Below are 16,858 nucleotides of genomic sequence, written 5' to 3' on the forward strand. Positions count from 1 at the left end.
TATGTACCAAGAGGCTGTTTTTTTTATGGACTGTCTTCGTCAAATTCTTCTGATACTTCATTAAAATACCGTACACCAAATTGGGAACCTTCCGATACCATTTTTGCATTTTCTAATTGATCTGTTTCTTCCCCATTCATTTGATCTGGCTTACCTGCCTGATTTAACACATCAGAAAAGGTTGTCGTTTCTTTCCCGTCTTTATTTTTGATCATATATGCTAAACCAAGTGTTGCTGCAGCACCGACAATTGGTACGATAATTCTCTTCTTCAATATGGACATCCTCTCTTCATTAAATTGCTTGTTCCTATAATTTACCCTTTACGTTTAAATTTAAACAGGATAAAATAAAACTATGATATAAAATGAGGTGATGAATGAAATGGATGTAATATGTGCACTTTGTGATGTAGAAGAAACTATTGACCGTCATAGTTATGCAGCAAGAAGATTAAGATCACAACGTAATCATGCTTATCTTTGTCCCACTTGTTATGATAGAATTAAAGTAAATACAGAAAAAAGATTAGCGACAGGAAAGTTCATTGTAAATAAAGGATATTAAAATAGCTTTTATAAAGGTTTCCCCTTATAAAAGCTATTTTTATCCTTCATTTTTATTTGAGCGTTCCTTGTACATTCTATATCGATAAATTCCTAATACTGCACAAATAATAATCAATGATTCTGTCATTGGCAATTTAAATACACTAAAAATAGTAATAATAAATACACCAATTGCCAACATAACATATACGATCATTGATTTTAATAATGGTAATTCGCGCGCAAATCCTAACTTATAGGCGATCATACTTAAAATTAAGTTTAGAACATAAAATGTCCAAAACATATGCTCTGTGCCAAAATTTGATTGTAAAAAATTGAACATTAATCCAAAATCAGTTCCCATATTTTCTCCTCGCAAACATATTCATTTTACCCCATATTATATCATACTAAAACTTCTCTGTTCATTCCAATCATCCGTCTAAAATTACACATCGTTTTCTTTTTCAAGAAAAATCGTTTATACTAACGATGATAGCAAATAGGAGTGAGTTACATTGCAAAATTTTAATTTACCAAAATTTTTATTAGCAACATTAGTCGTTCTAATGTTTTGTTTAGTTGGTGTCGCAATATCTTATGAAAGTATATTATTTATCGTCATCTTTATTTTACTAGGCTTTCTTATCATGGGTTATGGGATCGCCACAAAACGAAAAAGTGACAATTAAGTCACTTTTTTTCCTTTTTTAAAGTATTCATGTAATAACTTCGATTGAATAGATGGGTTACAAGCAATAATCGTACTTCTCGTTAACATCGGTATATCTTTTCCATCAATATTCGTTAGCTTTCCGCCTACTTCTTTTAGAATTACTCTTCCTGCTGCTACATCCCATGGTTCTAGCCCCATTGAAATATATGCATCTGCCGCTCCTTCTGCGACATATGCTAATTCAATTGCTGCAGACCCATACGATCTTAATCCACGTACTTCTTTCGATAATAAATGCATTACTTCTTCATCTACGAATCGATTCGGCATAAACCATCGATGACTCATACAAATGACAGATTCTTTCAACGTCAATTTTTCTTGTAAAGGCTGAAGTCGTACATTATTTTTATATGCGCCATTATCTCTCATAGCACTATATAAATTATTACGCATCACATCGTATATAAAACCAATTTCACCGATTCCATCTGCATAAACTCCAATTGAAATAGCAAAATTTTGTTTTTGATTCACAAAATTCATCGTACCATCTATTGGATCAATCACCCAAATTGTTCCATTAAAATGCGATAAATGATCCCCATATCCTTCTTCACTTAATAATAAATGGTCTGGATAATGTTCCTTTATTTTCGTAGCAAAAAAAAATTCCACCTGACGATCTAATTCAGTTACTAAATCTTTTGGATTTGATTTAGTATCGATCGTCAGTGAATTATACATGTTTTCTTGGATTATGTTGCCTGCATCTAATATCCATGATCTAATGCGATTGAATAAAATTTCACGTTGAATGACATCCATTATATTGGCCCCCATATCATACACAACTTTGCTCAAATATATTATTGAATTTAGTATATTGTAGCAAACAATCCTGTTAAATGCATAAATTTCGATGTAATCTTTATGCATCGGTCGTTAGCTTGTTTAATAAATGTAATTTTTTCACTAATTTATTTAGTTTTAATTTTGATTCTTCTATTTTTTCCTCATTATTAATTTCCATCGCATCATATAATGTTAACAATTCATAATCGATTTCAAGTTTAATAGTATGGATGACCTGTTCATTTTTCTTTTTCTCTACTTGTTCCACTAAATATTTCATTTCACTCACACCCTTTTTGGAAATCGTAATCTATAGGTTGTTCATCATGATGGTTGCTTCTTTATATATATTACTTTACTTATTTATTCCCGATTGTGTTCATATATAAACTCCGAAACACATTTTTGTAAAATAAAGGTATTTGTCACAAAATAGGTTCTTTGTCATAATATATTCCATTTAACAAATGTGTTATACTATTTACAGTTGACATTCAAAATGTGTCATACTATAATAATAGTTACATAGTAAATTTGTAGAGGAGATGACTCTTGTGGGAATCATTATTTGTCAAGAATGCCAGGAAGTTATTCATTACTACGAAGAAGAAAAAGTAACAAAGTTATACAGTACGTGTTCAACATGCAATAATAATAAATAATAATGATAAAAAGTTTGAAACATAATCTAAAGAAGTTTTCAAAACACGAATTGGTTATATTCATGACGTTAGAAATTTAGTGCGCTTTCTAGCACATAGCTACTAAGCCTATGTCAAGCAATACCTAACAGATGCTTGTTTATATACGATTTCTCATCTGTTGAGATCCGTATACATTTCTAAAGTTCTCCGTTGACATGCTTGTTTTGTACTTACTTTTTTGATATGTTTCAAGCTTTTTTATATTATATGATATTTAAAGTATACATATATAAATTAATCATAAAGTAAATATCCTATTTTTAAAAAGGAAAATTTAGATAGTTAGATTGTTTCCATATCATAGTACGGAATTACGTTATACCTTGATTTCGAAACTTTCCTTTTATAATGAAAAATGGTGCCAGTGTTTTATCCACCAGCACCATATATTGTAGAACCCTAAATATTGTAGAACCCTAAATATTGTAGAACCCTAAAAAAAGAGGTTCAGTAATTTTACTGAACCTTTTTTTATATACTTAACAATGTTCCTAATGAACATTATGTTTATAGCGTATGAATCGGTGTTCCTAATGCAACCTCTGCTGCTTCCATCGTAATTTCGCCTAATGTCGGGTGAGCGTGGACAGTTAAAGCGACATCTTCTGCAGTCATTCCCGCTTCAATTGCTAAGCCAATTTCTGAAATCATATCACTTGCATTCGGACCAACCACTTGGCCACCAATTACTAAGCCATCTTCTTCACGAGTAATTAACTTCAAGAATCCATCCGTATCATTTAATGATAAAGCACGTCCGTTCGCTGCAAATGGGAATTTACCAACTTTAACTTTAATTCCAGCATCTTTCGCTTCTTTTTCAGTATACCCAACAGAAGCCATTTCTGGATCTGAGAATACAACTGCTGGCATTCCAATATAATCAATTTCAGATTTTTTACCACTAATTGCTTCAGCTGCAACTTTACCTTCATAAGAAGCTTTATGAGCTAAAGGTAATCCTGCTACAATATCACCAATTGCATATATATTATCGATATTCGTACGGCATTGTTTATCAATTTTCACAAGTCCTCGTTCGTCTACTTCAATACCAACTTGCTCTAAACCGATATCTGAAGTGTTTGGACGACGACCTACCGTTACTAATACGTAATCCGCTTCAACCGTTTCTTCTTTCCCGTTAGCTTCGTACGTTACTTTAACACCGTCTTTCGTTTCTTCTACACCTTTAGCCATTGCACTCGTTACAATATTAACACCTTTTTTCTTTAAACGTTTCGTAACGATGTTTGACATTTGTTTTTCAAACGTTGCTAAAATTTCTTTTTCACCTTCGATAATTGTAACTTCTGTACCAAAGTTCGCATAAGCAGAACCTAATTCCGTACCGATGTATCCACCACCAATAACAACTAATTTTTCAGGTACTTCCTCTAAGCTTAATCCACCAGTTGAATCAAGTACTCTATCTGAGAATTTAAAGCTAGGAATCTCAATTGGTGTTGAACCTGTAGCAATAATACAGTTTTTAAATGTATATGTTTGAGATTGAGTTTCATCCATTACTTTTACATGGTTATTATCAACGAAATAAACTTCACCTTTAACGACGTCCACTTTATTTCCTTTTAATAATGCTTCTACACCAGAAGTTAAACGTTTCACAACATTTCCCTTCCACTCTTGAACTTTTCCAAAGTCAACTTTTACATTTTCCGTCGTAATTCCTAATTCTTCATTACCACGAGCTGCATCTGTTAAGTGACCAGCTTGGATTAATGCTTTTGAAGGAATACATCCAACGTTTAAGCATGTTCCACCTAGTGCTCCTTTATCAACAATTGTAACTTTTTGACCTAATTGAGCCGCACGAATTGCTGCAACATATCCTCCTGGACCTGCACCAACAACTAGCGTATCAACTTCGATTGGAAAATCTCCTACTACCATTATTTCACGCCTCCATCATGATCAACTGTGGATCATTTAATAATCTTTTGATTTGATTCAATGCTTCTTGTCCTGTTGCTCCATCAACAATTCTATGGTCAAAGCTTAGTGATAATGCCAATACTGGCGCAACTACAACTTCTCCATTACGAACAACAGGTTTTTCTTGAATACGACCAATACCTAAAATAACTGCCTCTGGATAATTTAATACTGGAGTAAACCATTGTCCACCAGCGGAACCGATATTCGTAATCGTATTAGAAGCACCTTTCATCTCCTCTGCTGTTAGTTTACCACTACGAGCTTTTTCTGCCAACTCATTTATATCCTGTGAAATTTCAAATAGTGACTTTCTATCTGCATCTTTCACTACTGGAACGAGTAAACCTTTCTCTGTATCAGCAGCAATACCTATATTATAGTAATGTTTGTAAATTATTTCATCTGTTTCATCATCCACTGCAGCATTTAAAATCGGGAATTTCTTCGATGCAGAAATTAATGCTTTTACCACATAAGGTAAATAAGTTAATTTAATCCCTTGATCTAAAGCAACTTCCTTGAATCGTTTACGATGTGCCACTAATTCTGTTACATCTACTTCATCTAATAACGTAACATGAGGAGCTTTCGTTTTCGAATTCACCATCGCTTTAGCAATTGCTTTACGAATACCACTCATTTTTTCACGAGTTTCAGGATATGTTCCCGTTGTTGCGACAGGGGCTACATATTCTTCTGACGGACTTTCCGTTTCTACTGTAGGCTCCTCGCTAGGAGTGTCTCCAGATACAAATGCATCGACATCTTCTTTTAAAATACGGCCATTTTTTCCTGAACCAGTTACTTCTTGGATAGCTACACCTTGTTCACGAGCATATTTACGAACAGATGGCATTGCAATAACTAATTTCTTCTCATCTTCTGCCACCGTTTCTGTCGTTTCTTTTGGTGCCGCCTTTTCCACTACTGTTTCTTTTTCTTCTGATGGCGATTCTTCTATTGTTTCTTCTGTAGGCTCCTCCGATTCATATCCTTCCGCATCGATACGAATTAATACATCTCCTACAACCGCCACTTCTCCTTCAGGTACTTTAATTTCTAACACCGTACCATCTACTGGGGAAGGAATTTCTACCACTGCTTTGTCATTTTGTACTTCACAAAGTACATCATCTTCTTTTATTTCGTCCCCTTCATTGAAGAACCATTTCACAATTTCTCCTTCGTGAATTCCTTCTCCAATATCCGGTAATTTAAATTCAAAAGCCACGATGTCTACCTCCTATTCATTATTCATTTCGTTAAAAGTTTATAACAGCTTCTACTTTTTCAATTACATCTTTATGATCTGGTAACCACACTTCTTCTGCCGCTGCAAAAGCATATACAGTATCAGGCGCTGTAACACGTAATACTGGCGCTTCTAAATGTAAAATTGCGCGTTCTTGAATTTCAGCCGCAATATTCGCAGCGATACCAGCTTGACGTTGTGCTTCTTGCACGACTACTACACGGTTTGTTTTTTGAACAGACTCTAAAATAGTATCGATATCAATCGGTGAAACCGTACGTAAGTCAATTACTTCAGCGTCAATTCCTTTTTCTTTTAATTCTTCAGCAGCTTTTAATGAAGTGTGAACCATTGCACCATACGCAATAATTGTTACATCTTTTCCTTCACGTTTTACATCTGCTTTTCCGATTTCGATTGTATATTCTTCCTCTGGTACTTCTTCACGGAATGAGCGGTATAATTTCATATGCTCCAAGAAAATAACAGGGTCATTATCTCGAATTGCACTAATTAATAAACCTTTCGCGTCATAAGGATTAGATGGAATAACAACTTTCAATCCAGGTTGTTGAGCCATTAAACCTTCTAAAGAATCTGCGTGTAACTCTGGTGTTTGTACACCACCACCAAATGGGGAACGAACCGTGATTGGAGCGTTGTAGGCATTTCCTGAACGGTATCTCATTCTTGCCATTTGACCACTAATCGAATCCATTACTTCATATAAAAATCCGAAGAACTGAATTTCAGGTACTGGTCGATATCCTTCTAACGCAAGCCCGATTGAAAGACCGCCGATCGCCGATTCAGCTAACGGTGTATCAAATACACGTTCTTCACCGAACTCCTTTTGTAAACCTTCCGTTGCTCTAAACACACCACCGTTTTGTCCAACGTCTTCGCCGAATACGAGCACATTTTCATCGTTCTTTAATTCGGTTCTTAAAGCATCTGTAATCGCTTGGATCATTGTCATTTGTGCCATTTTATTTCGACTCCTTTTCTCTATATTCCGCTAATTGTTCTTCTAAATGTTGTGGTAATTCTTCAAACATATGCTCGATTAACTCTGTTACTTTTTGTTTTGGTTGTGCATCGGCTTTTTTAATCGCTTCTTTAATATCTTCTCTTGCACGTTCAATAACTTCTTCTTCTTTTTCTTCTGACCATAAGCCTTTTTTCTCTAAATAACTACGGAAACGTACTAAAGGGTCACGTTTTTCCCACTCCGTATCTAAATCATCTGTACGGTATCTTGTCGGGTCATCCCCTGCCATTGTATGTGGCCCGTAGCGATATGTCATCGTTTCAATTAATGTTGGTCCTTCCCCATTAATCGCACGCTCTCTAGCATATTTTGTAATAGCGTAAACAGCTAACGGGTCCATTCCATCTACTTGATATCCTTCAATACCAGCAGCAACTGCCTTTTGTGCTAATGTTTTCGCCGCAGTTTGTTTTTCAACTGGGACTGAAATCGCGAATAAGTTATTTTGTACAAAGAATATAGCTGGTGCTTTATATGCTCCTGCAAAGTTCATTCCTTCATAGAAATCTCCTTGCGATGTACCACCATCACCAGTATACGTTACAGCAACTGATTTATTGCCACGTAATTTCTTTCCTAAAGCAACTCCAGCCGCTTGCACATATTGCGCACCAATAATGATTTGCGGACTTAATGTATTTACACCTTCAGGCATTTGGTTTCCATGAAAATGACCTTTTGAGAATAAAAATGCTTGATATAAAGGTAATCCGTGCCAAATCATTTGTGGTACATCTCGGTATCCTGGTAATAAAAAGTCTTCTTTTTCTAACGCGAAATGACTCGCAATTTGAGAAGCTTCCTGACCAGCTGTCGGTGCATAGAACCCTAATCTTCCTTGACGGTTTAATGCAATGGATCTTTGGTCTAACACTCTTGTATATACCATTCTTGACATTAGTTCTTGCAACTCTTCATCTGATAAATCAGGAGCAAATTCTTCGTTTACAATTTCTCCTTCTTCATTCAACACTTGAAACATTTCAAATTTATTTTCAACATCTTGTAATACATGTTTCAATGTAATCACCTATCCTTTCCTACATAAGTTTATTATTTTTAAAACATAAAAGATTGCTTTTAATTTTATTAGAGTAAATCACTAACAAAACTGTTATATAAATTCACTCACTTTTCATTGATACACATCAACTATTTACAGTGTACGAAAAAACATCCGTAACGTCAATGTTTTGAACTGATTTTTTTAATTTAAAATTAGAAATATTATTATTTTGTAAAACTGTTATAGTGAAATAGATAAACTGTACTAATTTTTAAGGTGTTTTTTATACTGTGTTACTACAACACCCACATGAATTGTTTACCCTCTTTAAATAGATTCATGCATGATATAAAAATTATTTTTCCTTTTCGAACAACATTTCCGATATTTTTTCATTTTTATGATAAGATATGATTGAACATGTTGATCATAGAGATAGGAGTAATATGTATGTTATTAATGAAAGATATTGTAAGAGATGGACATCCTGTTTTACGAAAAAAGGCAGCAGAAGTTACAATTCCTCCTTTAAAGGAAGATGTAGAAATATTAGAGGATATGTTAACATTTATTAAGAATAGCCAAGACGAGGAAATAGCTGAAAAATATCATTTACGATCTGGTGTAGGACTTGCTGCACCACAAATCGGAATTAGCAAGCAATTATTAGTGGTGCATTTCGAATACGATGATCAATTGTACAGCTATCAATTAATGAATCCAAAAATAATTAGCCACTCCGTCCAAAAAGCTTTTTTAGGTGGCGGGGAAGGTTGCTTATCTGTTGATGAAGTAATCGAAGGGTATGTACCGCGTAATGCAAAGATAACGGTAAGAGCTTTTGATATCAACGGAAATCCAGTGAAAATTCGATTAAAAGGATATCCAGCAATCGTCATGCAACATGAAATTGACCATTTAAATGGAATTATGTTTTATGACCATATTAATAAAGAGAATCCTTTCCACATTCCGGAAAATGCTAAAATAATTGAGTAATCGTAAAGAACAATTTTCTTAAAGGATACAGAGGTTATTTTCTTTAAGGGAATTGTTCTTTTCATGCAATTTCATTGTATATTTTCTCGTTAAAAGATACATCATATGTAAAAGATTTACACAATTTTATTAATATTTATTTCATTAATATCGAAATCATATTATAATGATTAATAATAGGGATTGGATCGGTTTAACCATTTTGCAAAATGTACTAGATAGGAGTGCATGGTTGCAACATAATCGCAGGACGTCTAAACGTGAACATGACAGGAATTGAAGGGTTTTTTAAAGGGACGTGTACCGCAACCATATATGAACAAAAAACAGATGTAGCAAACAATAAACGAAATTTAGGAGAGATAGAATGATTTATAAAGTTTTATATCAAGAATCAATAGAAGGTGCTCCAGTACGTGAAAAAACAAAAAGCCTATACGTAGAAGCATCTTCAGAACGTGAAGTTCGACAAAAATTAAGCGATCGCAAATACAACATTGAATTAATCCAATTATTGAATGAAGCACATTTAGAGTATGAAAAAAAATCACCAGATTTCAAAATTGAAAGTGTGTAATCCATGAAATTTGTTAAAAACGATCAAACGGCAGTCTTTGCACTTGGAGGCTTAGACGAAATTGGTAAAAATACGTATTGCGTACAATTCCAAGACGAAATTATTCTCATCGATGCAGGAATTAAATTCCCTGAAGATGAATTACTTGGAATTGATTATGTGATTCCTGACTATACGTATTTAGTACAAAACAAAGAAAAAATTAAAGGATTAATCGTTACACACGGACATGAGGATCATATTGGTGGGATCCCATATTTATTACGTGAATTAAACATACCTATTTATGCTGGAAAACTTGCGATTGGACTTATTAGAAAAAAATTAGAAGAACATGGCTTATTAAGAAATGCAAAATTAAACATTATTAGTGAAGACGACGTGGTAAAGTTCCATAAAACATCTGTTAGCTTTTTCCATGTTACACACAGTATCCCTGACTCATATGGTGTCGTTATAAAAACTCCTTCAGGAAATATCGTTCATACAGGTGATTTCAAATTTGACTTTACACCTGTTGGCGAACCTGCAAACATTGCGAAGATGGCGGAAATTGGTAAAGAAGGTGTACTTTGTTTACTATCCGATAGTACGAATAGTGAAGTACCTGGATTTACACTTTCAGAAAGTGTTGTCAAAGAAAATATTTACGATCTTTTTGCACGTTCTAATGAAAGATTAATTTTCGCTACATTTGCTTCCAATATTTACCGATTACAACAAGTTGTAGACGCAGCTGTTAAATATAACCGTAAAGTTGCAATTATCGGTAGAAGTATGGAATCAGCGATTGAAATCGGTCGTGAATTAGGATATATTAATGCACCGAAGGAAACATTTATCGAGACAAACCAGATTAATCGTTATCCTGCAAATGAAATTGCAGTATTATGTACTGGTTCTCAAGGTGAGCCAATGGCCGCTTTATCTAGAATCGCAAATGGTACACATCGACAAATTTCTATTGCTCCTGGAGATACTGTTGTATTCTCCTCTACACCAATCCCTGGTAACAATATAAGTGTAAGCCGCACAATTAACCAATTGATGCGTGCAGGGGCAAATGTCATTCACGGTCCATTAAGTAAGGTTCATACTTCGGGTCATGGTAGCCAAGAAGAGCAAAAATTAATGCTACGTTTAATGCAACCAAAATTCTTCATGCCTATCCATGGAGAATATTCTATGTTAGTAACACATACGAAACATGCCGTAGAATGTGGCGTAGAAGAACAAAATACATTCGTCATGGATAATGGAGATGTTTTAGCTTTAGGAAAAGATACAGCAGCTATTGCTGGACGTGTTCCTTCAGGTTCTGTTTACGTAGATGGTAGTGGTATTGGTGATATCGGAAATATTGTTTTACGTGACCGTCGAATTCTTTCAGAAGAAGGATTAGTCATTGTCGTTGTAAGCATCAATATGAAAAACTTCGAAATCGCTGCTGGACCAGATATTATTTCAAGAGGATTCGTTTATATGCGTGAATCTGAAGATTTAATTAATGAGGCACAAAAACTTGTTGCAGAACATTTAAATAAAATTATGCAACGTAAAACGAGTAAATGGTCTGAAATTAAAAATGAAATTATCGATACGATTGCACCGTTACTATATGAGAAAACGAAGCGTCGTCCGATGATTTTACCGATCATTATGGAAGTATAAATTTTCGTTTTCGAATGAAAAAGTAATAAAAGACATTAGTGGATTTTCCTTTCCACTAATGTCTTTTTTAATCATACGGATGAAAAATTTCCACCTATTGGTGATTTGGAAGTTACGTTAACCTCCATTAACGACGAACTATAACGAAAAAAGTACTGTTTATGCGCGAAAAGATAAACAGTACTTTTTATGAATGAACTAAATGAAGACATGTGATGATTTATATTAATCAATTACATAATGCTTTTCAAATTTCGAAATGTCGTCATCTGCCCCAATGACGATTAACGTATCTTCATAATTAATTTTATAATCGGCAGTCGGTGATACGTTAATATCTTTACCGTTTTTAATCGCAACTACGTTACACCCAAATTTTGCACGAATATTTAAATCAACCAATGTTTTTCCTTGCATTTTTTTACTCGCTGCAACTTCCACCATACTATAGTCATCCGATAGCTCTAAATAATCTAATATATTACTTGAAATAATACTATGAGCGATACGCTTCCCCATATCTCTTTCTGGATGAACGACCTGATTTGCACCGATTTTATGTAAAATTTTTGCATGATAGTCACTTTGAGCTTTCACTGTAATTTTTTCGACTCCTAAATCATCCAAAATAACAGTCGTTAAAATACTCGCTTCTATATTATCGCCGATTGCAACGATAACATGGTCCATATTTTTAATGCCTAACTCTTTTAATACACCTTCATCTGTCGAATCGGCGATTACCGCGTGGGAAGCAATATTTTTAAATTCATTTACTCTATGTTCATTTTTATCAATTGCTAATACTTTCATTCCTTCTAAACTTAATTCTTCACAAACACTTCCACCAAACCGTCCTAAGCCGATTACAGCAAATTCCCGTTTCATTTTCTACACCGTCTTCCTAACTTTCTTCTTTTTTTGGTAATAAATATATACAAATAAGTGTGATAATGGCCAAAATAAAAATACCTACATAAATATATTGTAATCCATTCGATAACCCATTTTGTAATATATGGATCGCCTCTTTTGATAATGAAGCCATTTTATCCTCTTGTAATAGTAAATCCACATCATCTACACTTAATTGTTCATCAGCAGGCGATTGCATCGTTTGCCGATTAATTTCATTGTTTAATATTCCACCAAACAGTGCGACACCGACAGCACTTCCTAATGAACGCATAAAGGTATTCGATGCTGTCGCACTCCCTCTATCTTTCCATGCTACTGTCGATTGAATTTGCACGATAAAAGCCGTACTCGTAAATCCCATTCCTACACCGACGAAAAAAGACCCAAAACTAGCGATCCAAATAGATTGTCCTATGGGCAAACAAATAAATAAAATGGTCCCTATTATTAAAAACAACCCACCAATTAATGTCGTTGTACGATATCCAATTTTTAATAATAATCGACCAGATAATGCAGATGCAATCGGCCATCCAATAGACATTGTCGTTAACGTAAACCCTGCGATTAAAGCCGACTTTCCTAATACACCTTGTACAAAGGTTGGTAAATAACTCGATACACTTATCATAATGATTCCAGTTATAAATGTGGCGATATTCGCTAATCGAATAGTTTTATATGACCAAATTGATTTTGCTATCATTGAATTTCTTTTTTTACTCTTCATAAAAAACATCGATAAAGCGACAATAGAACCACCAAGAACGAGATAAAATGGCACCGAATTCCATGGTAATGAATTTCCACCTTCCACTAATATGTACATAAAAAGGGTAATGCCAATCATCATACTTATTGTACCAAATAAATCAACTGATTGTTTTTCTTTTACTTTCGTCTCTTTTAAAAATATTCCGATTCCTAACATCGATAATAATCCAATCGGAATATTCATCCAAAACACATATTGCCAATTTAAAAAATCAACGAAAAACGCACCAATCAAAGGACCGATGATTGCTGATATCCCCCATACAGAAGATAAATATCCTTGTATTTTGGCACGCTCTTCTTTGGAATAAATGTCTCCAACGATTGTTGTTGCAATTGGCATCATCGCTCCAGCACCAATCCCTTGAATAAAACGCCATCCGATGAGTGACCACATTGAAACACTAAAACCAGCAAATAAGGAGCCAATTAAAAAAATAGAAATTCCAAATAAATAGATTGGTTTCCTTCCATACATATCTGCTAATTTACCAAAAAGTAAAACGGTTGCACTTGATGATAATAAGTATGCAGAAAACACCCAACTATATAACGAAAAATGTTGTAAATCTGCAACGATGCTTGGCATCGCTGTCGCTACAATTGTTGCCTCTATTGCGGATAAAAACATCCCTAACATGACCGCCGCAAGTATAAAAGGCCTTTTTAACTGATCATCCATCTAATTAATGTTCATTTCCTTTCGATATTAATGTTGGTTTCGTTTTTGATAATAATCTTTTTTCAATGTTTTCAAGATCGCTCTTCTCGTTAATATACCAACAAAATATCCATCATCATCTACTACACAGACGAATGGTGAATCAATCACTGCTTTCAGGCCGTTAATAAATGGTTCTTCTTGATGAATACTTACTAATTCATCCATTACTTCATGCACTTTCAATTCGGACAGCCTTTCCATTTCATATGTCTCTACCCCTAAAATTTGATCCAAAATAACTGTTTTACTAATGGAACCAGCTAATTTAAATGATGTATCTAATACTGGTACAGCAAAATATCCTGAACGAATTAATACGAGTAATGCATGTTCCAAAGGATTATTTAATTGCACATGTGCTACCTTTTCAGATGGAATCATTAAATCACGTACTAAAATATTATCAATTTCTCTATCTTTTTGTGTCATACTCATGTAAAGCAACCCCTCTGTCTATTAGTTTCCTACCTTAATATTGTACGTCCAATTCAACTACAACATAGAAAGAAAACGATTTCATTGTAACGTTTTTTTAAAAAAAATCTCTTTATCTATAGTGTACCACACATAAAATTTTATCACACGACATAAAACCATATTTTTTCATTTGATATATATTGCAAGAAAGCGCTTTTTTGTGTAATCTTAATATACACAAATGAAAAGGAGGATTACATTGAAGGAACAAATAACTACAATGGAAATTGCAAAAGCTTTATTTACTATAAATAAACATGCGAAAACAGCTCTAGAACCACAACATTTATATTTCATCAAAAAGAAAACAATCGAAAAATTACTTGATGAAGGAAATGCAAAAAAAATTGGCCTGCATTTTTCAAACAATCCGAAACTTAGTAATCAACATTCCATTTTATTAATTCAAGTGGAAAACTACTACTTTCATTTACCTCCAAAAAAGGAAGACTTCAAAACGTTAGAACATCTGGGCTCATTGGATGATCATTACCGAAATCCTCGTACCAAGATGTCTTTATCACGAGCAAAAAATATTATTTACCAATATATTGAATGGAATGATCCATCAACGAACCGAAGAAACGATACGAATAAAAAAAGAATGAGAAATAAAAAACATTCATCCTTTTACATTCCTTCTTCTCTCGGAAAAATGGAATGGCCTCCAACAAAAAAATTCCCTTCAAAATATAATTAAGGAGCAAAAGAATGAATCGTGGAACGTTATTTGTATTAGTAGGAGCATTTCTTTGGGGAACGATTAGCTTTTTTGTGAAAAATTTATATGAAGCTGGTTTCACCCCGATGGAAGTGGTCACAATTCGAGTGACAGTTGCCGCAATCATTTTATGCGTTTTTACTGGACTCACTTCTAATAAAAGTTTGAAGTTGCAACGTATTTCACATATAAAGTATTTTATCGGTACAGGTGTGTTTAGTATTACATTTTTTAATTACTGTATGTTTAAAACCATTCAGCTATCTACAGTACAAGTATCTGCTGCTTTATTGTATACTGGCCCTGCATTTGTCATTATTATTTCATTCATTGTTTTACATGAAAAAATTACAAAAAATAAAGTTTTATCATTATTATGCACATGTATCGGCATTATACTTGTGGTAGAATTTTTTCCCCTTCAAGATAAAACAATTCCAATCATGACGATTATCATTGGGTTATGTTCTGGTTTAGGTTATGCATTGTATAGTATTTTTAGTAAATTTGCATTACAATATTATGATAGTTTAACCATTACTACATATACTTTTCTCGTTAGTGCGATAGTGTTAATTCCTTTTTTTCCGTTTCGTGAAAAAGGAACACTTCTCCTTCAACCTGATGTTTATTTATATGCACTAGGATTGGGCTTCGTTCCAACGGCAATAGCTTATATTTTATATACATATGGTCTTTCCTTTATTGAAGCATCTAAGGCTGCTATTTTATCCACAATGGAACCTGTCATTGCCACCTTAATTGGGATTTTTATTTTTACGGAACCATTTACAATACTTCAAATTGTTGGAATGGGGTGTATAATTCTTGCGGTGATTTTAATTGAGTTACCATCACTTGCCAATAGAAAAAAGAGAGTCATACAATAAAACGATATGTGTTAGTTAACGTTGTTGACTCTCTTCATTGAAATACTGATTATATTGATTTAATAAATGATCGAGTGCTTGGCTCTTTTCAATTGCCTCTTCACTTGTCATTCCTTTTAATTGAACGATTTCGATTAAATCATTTCGATATCGTTCAATATGGTGTAATAGCGTGTCTTTCGTGATACACATACTTACTTTCTCTCCCTATAATTTCTAATATTTTCCATGATCTTATTTAAACGAATTACTCGTAACTAGAAAAATGCTATGTTATATTATTAACGTATGTACATAAGAAAGGATGTCCTGTATGGCTAACTCCACTGCTCGCAATGAATGGTACGGTTGGTTAAAAGTAATCATCATTGCTATAATTGTTGCCTTTATCATTCGAACTTTTATTTTTTCCACCTCTATTGTAGATGGTAATAGTATGTACCCTACATTAGAAGATGGTGAAAGAGTAATTATTAATAAATTTTCCTATTTAGTTGCAAACCCTCATCGTGGTGATATTGTCATTATTGAACATGATGATAAAAACTATGTGAAACGGGTCATTGGCATGCCAAATGAAACGATTGAAATGAAAGATTATACACTTTATATTGATGGAGAAGCTTTATCATCTTCTTATGTAACCCGTGATGTAGAAATTTTAACTGGTGACTTTGGACCGATAGAGATTCCTGAAGATTATTATTTTGTGATGGGTGATAATCGTCCCGTTAGTTTAGACAGTCGACACGAACTTGGTTTAATTCACCGTTCTGAAATAACAGGCAAATCAGCTTTCATTATATATCCATTCGATAATATTGAGCTAGTTCGATAAAAAAGGTTAGATTTTGTAACATTCGTTACGAAACCTAACCTTTCCTTTTATTCATGATCAAATAAACAATACCCTATATTTAGTAATCCAAATGCTAAACACGCAATTCCAAAGATTGTAACTAACATAATAGAAGCACCCTTTCTGCTTTGAATAATGATAACCTACAAATTACAATTATATCATATCAATTTTCTAATAAATAATAAAGCTTT

Annotated in this window: 21 protein-coding genes; 9 read left to right on the plus strand and 12 right to left on the minus strand. The window is 33.7% G+C overall.

What is annotated here, in order from left to right:
* Positions 1-23: 23 nt before the first annotated feature.
* Positions 24-275: a hypothetical protein gene (locus WKT09_RS11610; protein WP_340416175.1), complete on the minus strand. Its 252-nt coding sequence runs from the start codon at positions 273-275 to the stop codon at positions 24-26.
* A gap of 109 nt (positions 276-384) precedes the next feature.
* Between WKT09_RS11610 and WKT09_RS11615 the strand changes: the two genes are divergently transcribed.
* Positions 385-567: a YlaI family protein gene (locus WKT09_RS11615; RefSeq protein WP_340416176.1), complete on the plus strand. Its 183-nt coding sequence runs from the start codon at positions 385-387 to the stop codon at positions 565-567.
* Positions 568-606: 39 nt separating this feature from the next.
* Here WKT09_RS11615 and WKT09_RS11620 read toward each other — a convergent pair whose 3' ends face one another.
* Complete coding sequence (locus WKT09_RS11620; protein WP_340416177.1) at positions 607-915, minus strand: YlaH-like family protein; 309 nt, start codon at positions 913-915, stop codon at positions 607-609.
* A 154-nt stretch (positions 916-1,069) separates the two neighbouring features.
* On the opposite strand from WKT09_RS11620, the gene WKT09_RS11625 reads away from it, so the two are divergent.
* Positions 1,070-1,243 (plus strand): DUF5325 family protein, encoded by a 174-nt coding sequence (locus WKT09_RS11625; RefSeq protein WP_336265851.1) that lies wholly within the window; start codon positions 1,070-1,072, stop codon positions 1,241-1,243.
* Here the strand turns inward: WKT09_RS11625 and WKT09_RS11630 are convergent.
* Both WKT09_RS11630 and WKT09_RS11635 read right to left on the minus strand, forming a co-directional pair.
* A complete protein-coding gene (locus tag WKT09_RS11630) occupies positions 1,240-2,055 on the minus strand; it encodes an inositol monophosphatase family protein (protein ID WP_340416178.1) in 816 nt (271 codons plus the stop codon). The genes WKT09_RS11625 and WKT09_RS11630 overlap by 4 nt on opposite strands.
* Before the next feature lie 103 nt (positions 2,056-2,158).
* A complete protein-coding gene (locus WKT09_RS11635; protein WP_340416179.1) occupies positions 2,159-2,362 on the minus strand; it encodes a hypothetical protein in 204 nt (67 codons plus the stop codon).
* A 265-nt stretch (positions 2,363-2,627) separates the two neighbouring features.
* Here WKT09_RS11635 and WKT09_RS11640 point away from each other — a divergent pair, with 265 nt between their 5' ends.
* Complete coding sequence (locus tag WKT09_RS11640) at positions 2,628-2,744, plus strand: GapA-binding peptide SR1P (RefSeq protein WP_445324029.1); 117 nt, start codon at positions 2,628-2,630, stop codon at positions 2,742-2,744.
* 549 nt (positions 2,745-3,293) lie between these two features.
* Here WKT09_RS11640 and lpdA read toward each other — a convergent pair.
* The 4 genes from lpdA to pdhA are packed head-to-tail and all read right to left on the minus strand — an operon-like array spanning position 3,294 to position 8,030.
* Positions 3,294-4,700 (minus strand): dihydrolipoyl dehydrogenase, encoded by a 1,407-nt coding sequence (lpdA, locus tag WKT09_RS11645; RefSeq protein ID WP_340416181.1) that lies wholly within the window; start codon positions 4,698-4,700, stop codon positions 3,294-3,296.
* Positions 4,701-4,704: 4 nt separating this feature from the next.
* Positions 4,705-5,976: a dihydrolipoamide acetyltransferase family protein gene (locus WKT09_RS11650; RefSeq protein ID WP_340416182.1), complete on the minus strand. Its 1,272-nt coding sequence runs from the start codon at positions 5,974-5,976 to the stop codon at positions 4,705-4,707.
* A 31-nt stretch (positions 5,977-6,007) separates the two neighbouring features.
* On the minus strand, positions 6,008-6,985 hold the full coding sequence (locus WKT09_RS11655) for an alpha-ketoacid dehydrogenase subunit beta (protein WP_340416183.1): 978 nt from the start codon (positions 6,983-6,985) through the stop codon (positions 6,008-6,010).
* 1 nt (position 6,986) lies between these two features.
* Positions 6,987-8,030, minus strand: coding sequence for a pyruvate dehydrogenase (acetyl-transferring) E1 component subunit alpha (pdhA, locus tag WKT09_RS11660; RefSeq protein ID WP_340416206.1), 1,044 nt, complete (start codon positions 8,028-8,030; stop codon positions 6,987-6,989).
* A gap of 474 nt (positions 8,031-8,504) precedes the next feature.
* On the opposite strand from pdhA, the gene def reads away from it, so the two are divergent.
* From def to rnjA, 3 genes are all read left to right on the plus strand, one after another.
* The gene (def, locus tag WKT09_RS11665) at positions 8,505-9,053 is read left to right on the plus strand and encodes a peptide deformylase (RefSeq protein WP_340416184.1); all 549 of its coding nucleotides are present in this window, start codon (positions 8,505-8,507) and stop codon (positions 9,051-9,053) included.
* 367 nt (positions 9,054-9,420) lie between these two features.
* Positions 9,421-9,630: a DNA-dependent RNA polymerase subunit epsilon gene (locus WKT09_RS11670; protein WP_340416185.1), complete on the plus strand. Its 210-nt coding sequence runs from the start codon at positions 9,421-9,423 to the stop codon at positions 9,628-9,630.
* Between the two features lie 3 nt (positions 9,631-9,633).
* Positions 9,634-11,301: a ribonuclease J1 gene (gene rnjA / locus WKT09_RS11675; RefSeq protein ID WP_340416186.1), complete on the plus strand. Its 1,668-nt coding sequence runs from the start codon at positions 9,634-9,636 to the stop codon at positions 11,299-11,301.
* 225 nt (positions 11,302-11,526) lie between these two features.
* Here the strand turns inward: rnjA and WKT09_RS11680 are convergent, their stop codons facing one another.
* The 3 genes from WKT09_RS11680 to cbpB are packed head-to-tail and all read right to left on the minus strand — an operon-like array spanning position 11,527 to position 14,152.
* Entirely contained in the window at positions 11,527-12,189 is a 663-nt protein-coding gene (locus tag WKT09_RS11680; RefSeq protein WP_340416187.1) for a potassium channel family protein, read from the minus strand.
* A gap of 16 nt (positions 12,190-12,205) precedes the next feature.
* The gene (locus WKT09_RS11685; RefSeq protein ID WP_340416188.1) at positions 12,206-13,675 is read right to left on the minus strand and encodes an MDR family MFS transporter; all 1,470 of its coding nucleotides are present in this window, start codon (positions 13,673-13,675) and stop codon (positions 12,206-12,208) included.
* A gap of 27 nt (positions 13,676-13,702) precedes the next feature.
* Positions 13,703-14,152 carry a cyclic-di-AMP-binding protein CbpB gene (gene cbpB / locus WKT09_RS11690; RefSeq protein WP_340416189.1) on the minus strand — a complete coding sequence of 150 codons (450 nt, stop codon included), beginning with the start codon at positions 14,150-14,152 and terminating at the stop codon, positions 13,703-13,705.
* 223 nt (positions 14,153-14,375) lie between these two features.
* Between cbpB and WKT09_RS11695 the strand changes: the two genes are divergently transcribed.
* Together WKT09_RS11695 and WKT09_RS11700 are read left to right on the plus strand one after the other, a co-directional pair.
* Complete coding sequence (locus tag WKT09_RS11695; RefSeq protein WP_445324030.1) at positions 14,376-14,894, plus strand: YkyB family protein; 519 nt, start codon at positions 14,376-14,378, stop codon at positions 14,892-14,894.
* An 11-nt stretch (positions 14,895-14,905) separates the two neighbouring features.
* Positions 14,906-15,805, plus strand: a complete 900-nt coding sequence (locus tag WKT09_RS11700; RefSeq protein ID WP_340416191.1) for a DMT family transporter — start codon at positions 14,906-14,908, stop codon at positions 15,803-15,805.
* A gap of 15 nt (positions 15,806-15,820) precedes the next feature.
* On the opposite strand, the gene WKT09_RS11705 is transcribed toward WKT09_RS11700, so the two are convergent.
* Positions 15,821-15,997: an aspartyl-phosphate phosphatase Spo0E family protein gene (locus tag WKT09_RS11705; protein ID WP_340416192.1), complete on the minus strand. Its 177-nt coding sequence runs from the start codon at positions 15,995-15,997 to the stop codon at positions 15,821-15,823.
* Positions 15,998-16,118: 121 nt separating this feature from the next.
* Here WKT09_RS11705 and lepB point away from each other — a divergent pair, with 121 nt between their 5' ends.
* Positions 16,119-16,643 (plus strand): signal peptidase I, encoded by a 525-nt coding sequence (gene lepB / locus WKT09_RS11710; RefSeq protein WP_340416193.1) that lies wholly within the window; start codon positions 16,119-16,121, stop codon positions 16,641-16,643.
* Positions 16,644-16,858 lie beyond the last annotated feature (215 nt).

Source organism: Pseudogracilibacillus sp. ICA-222130 (assembly GCF_037892545.1).
Taxonomy (GTDB): domain Bacteria; phylum Bacillota; class Bacilli; order Bacillales; family Amphibacillaceae; genus Pseudogracilibacillus.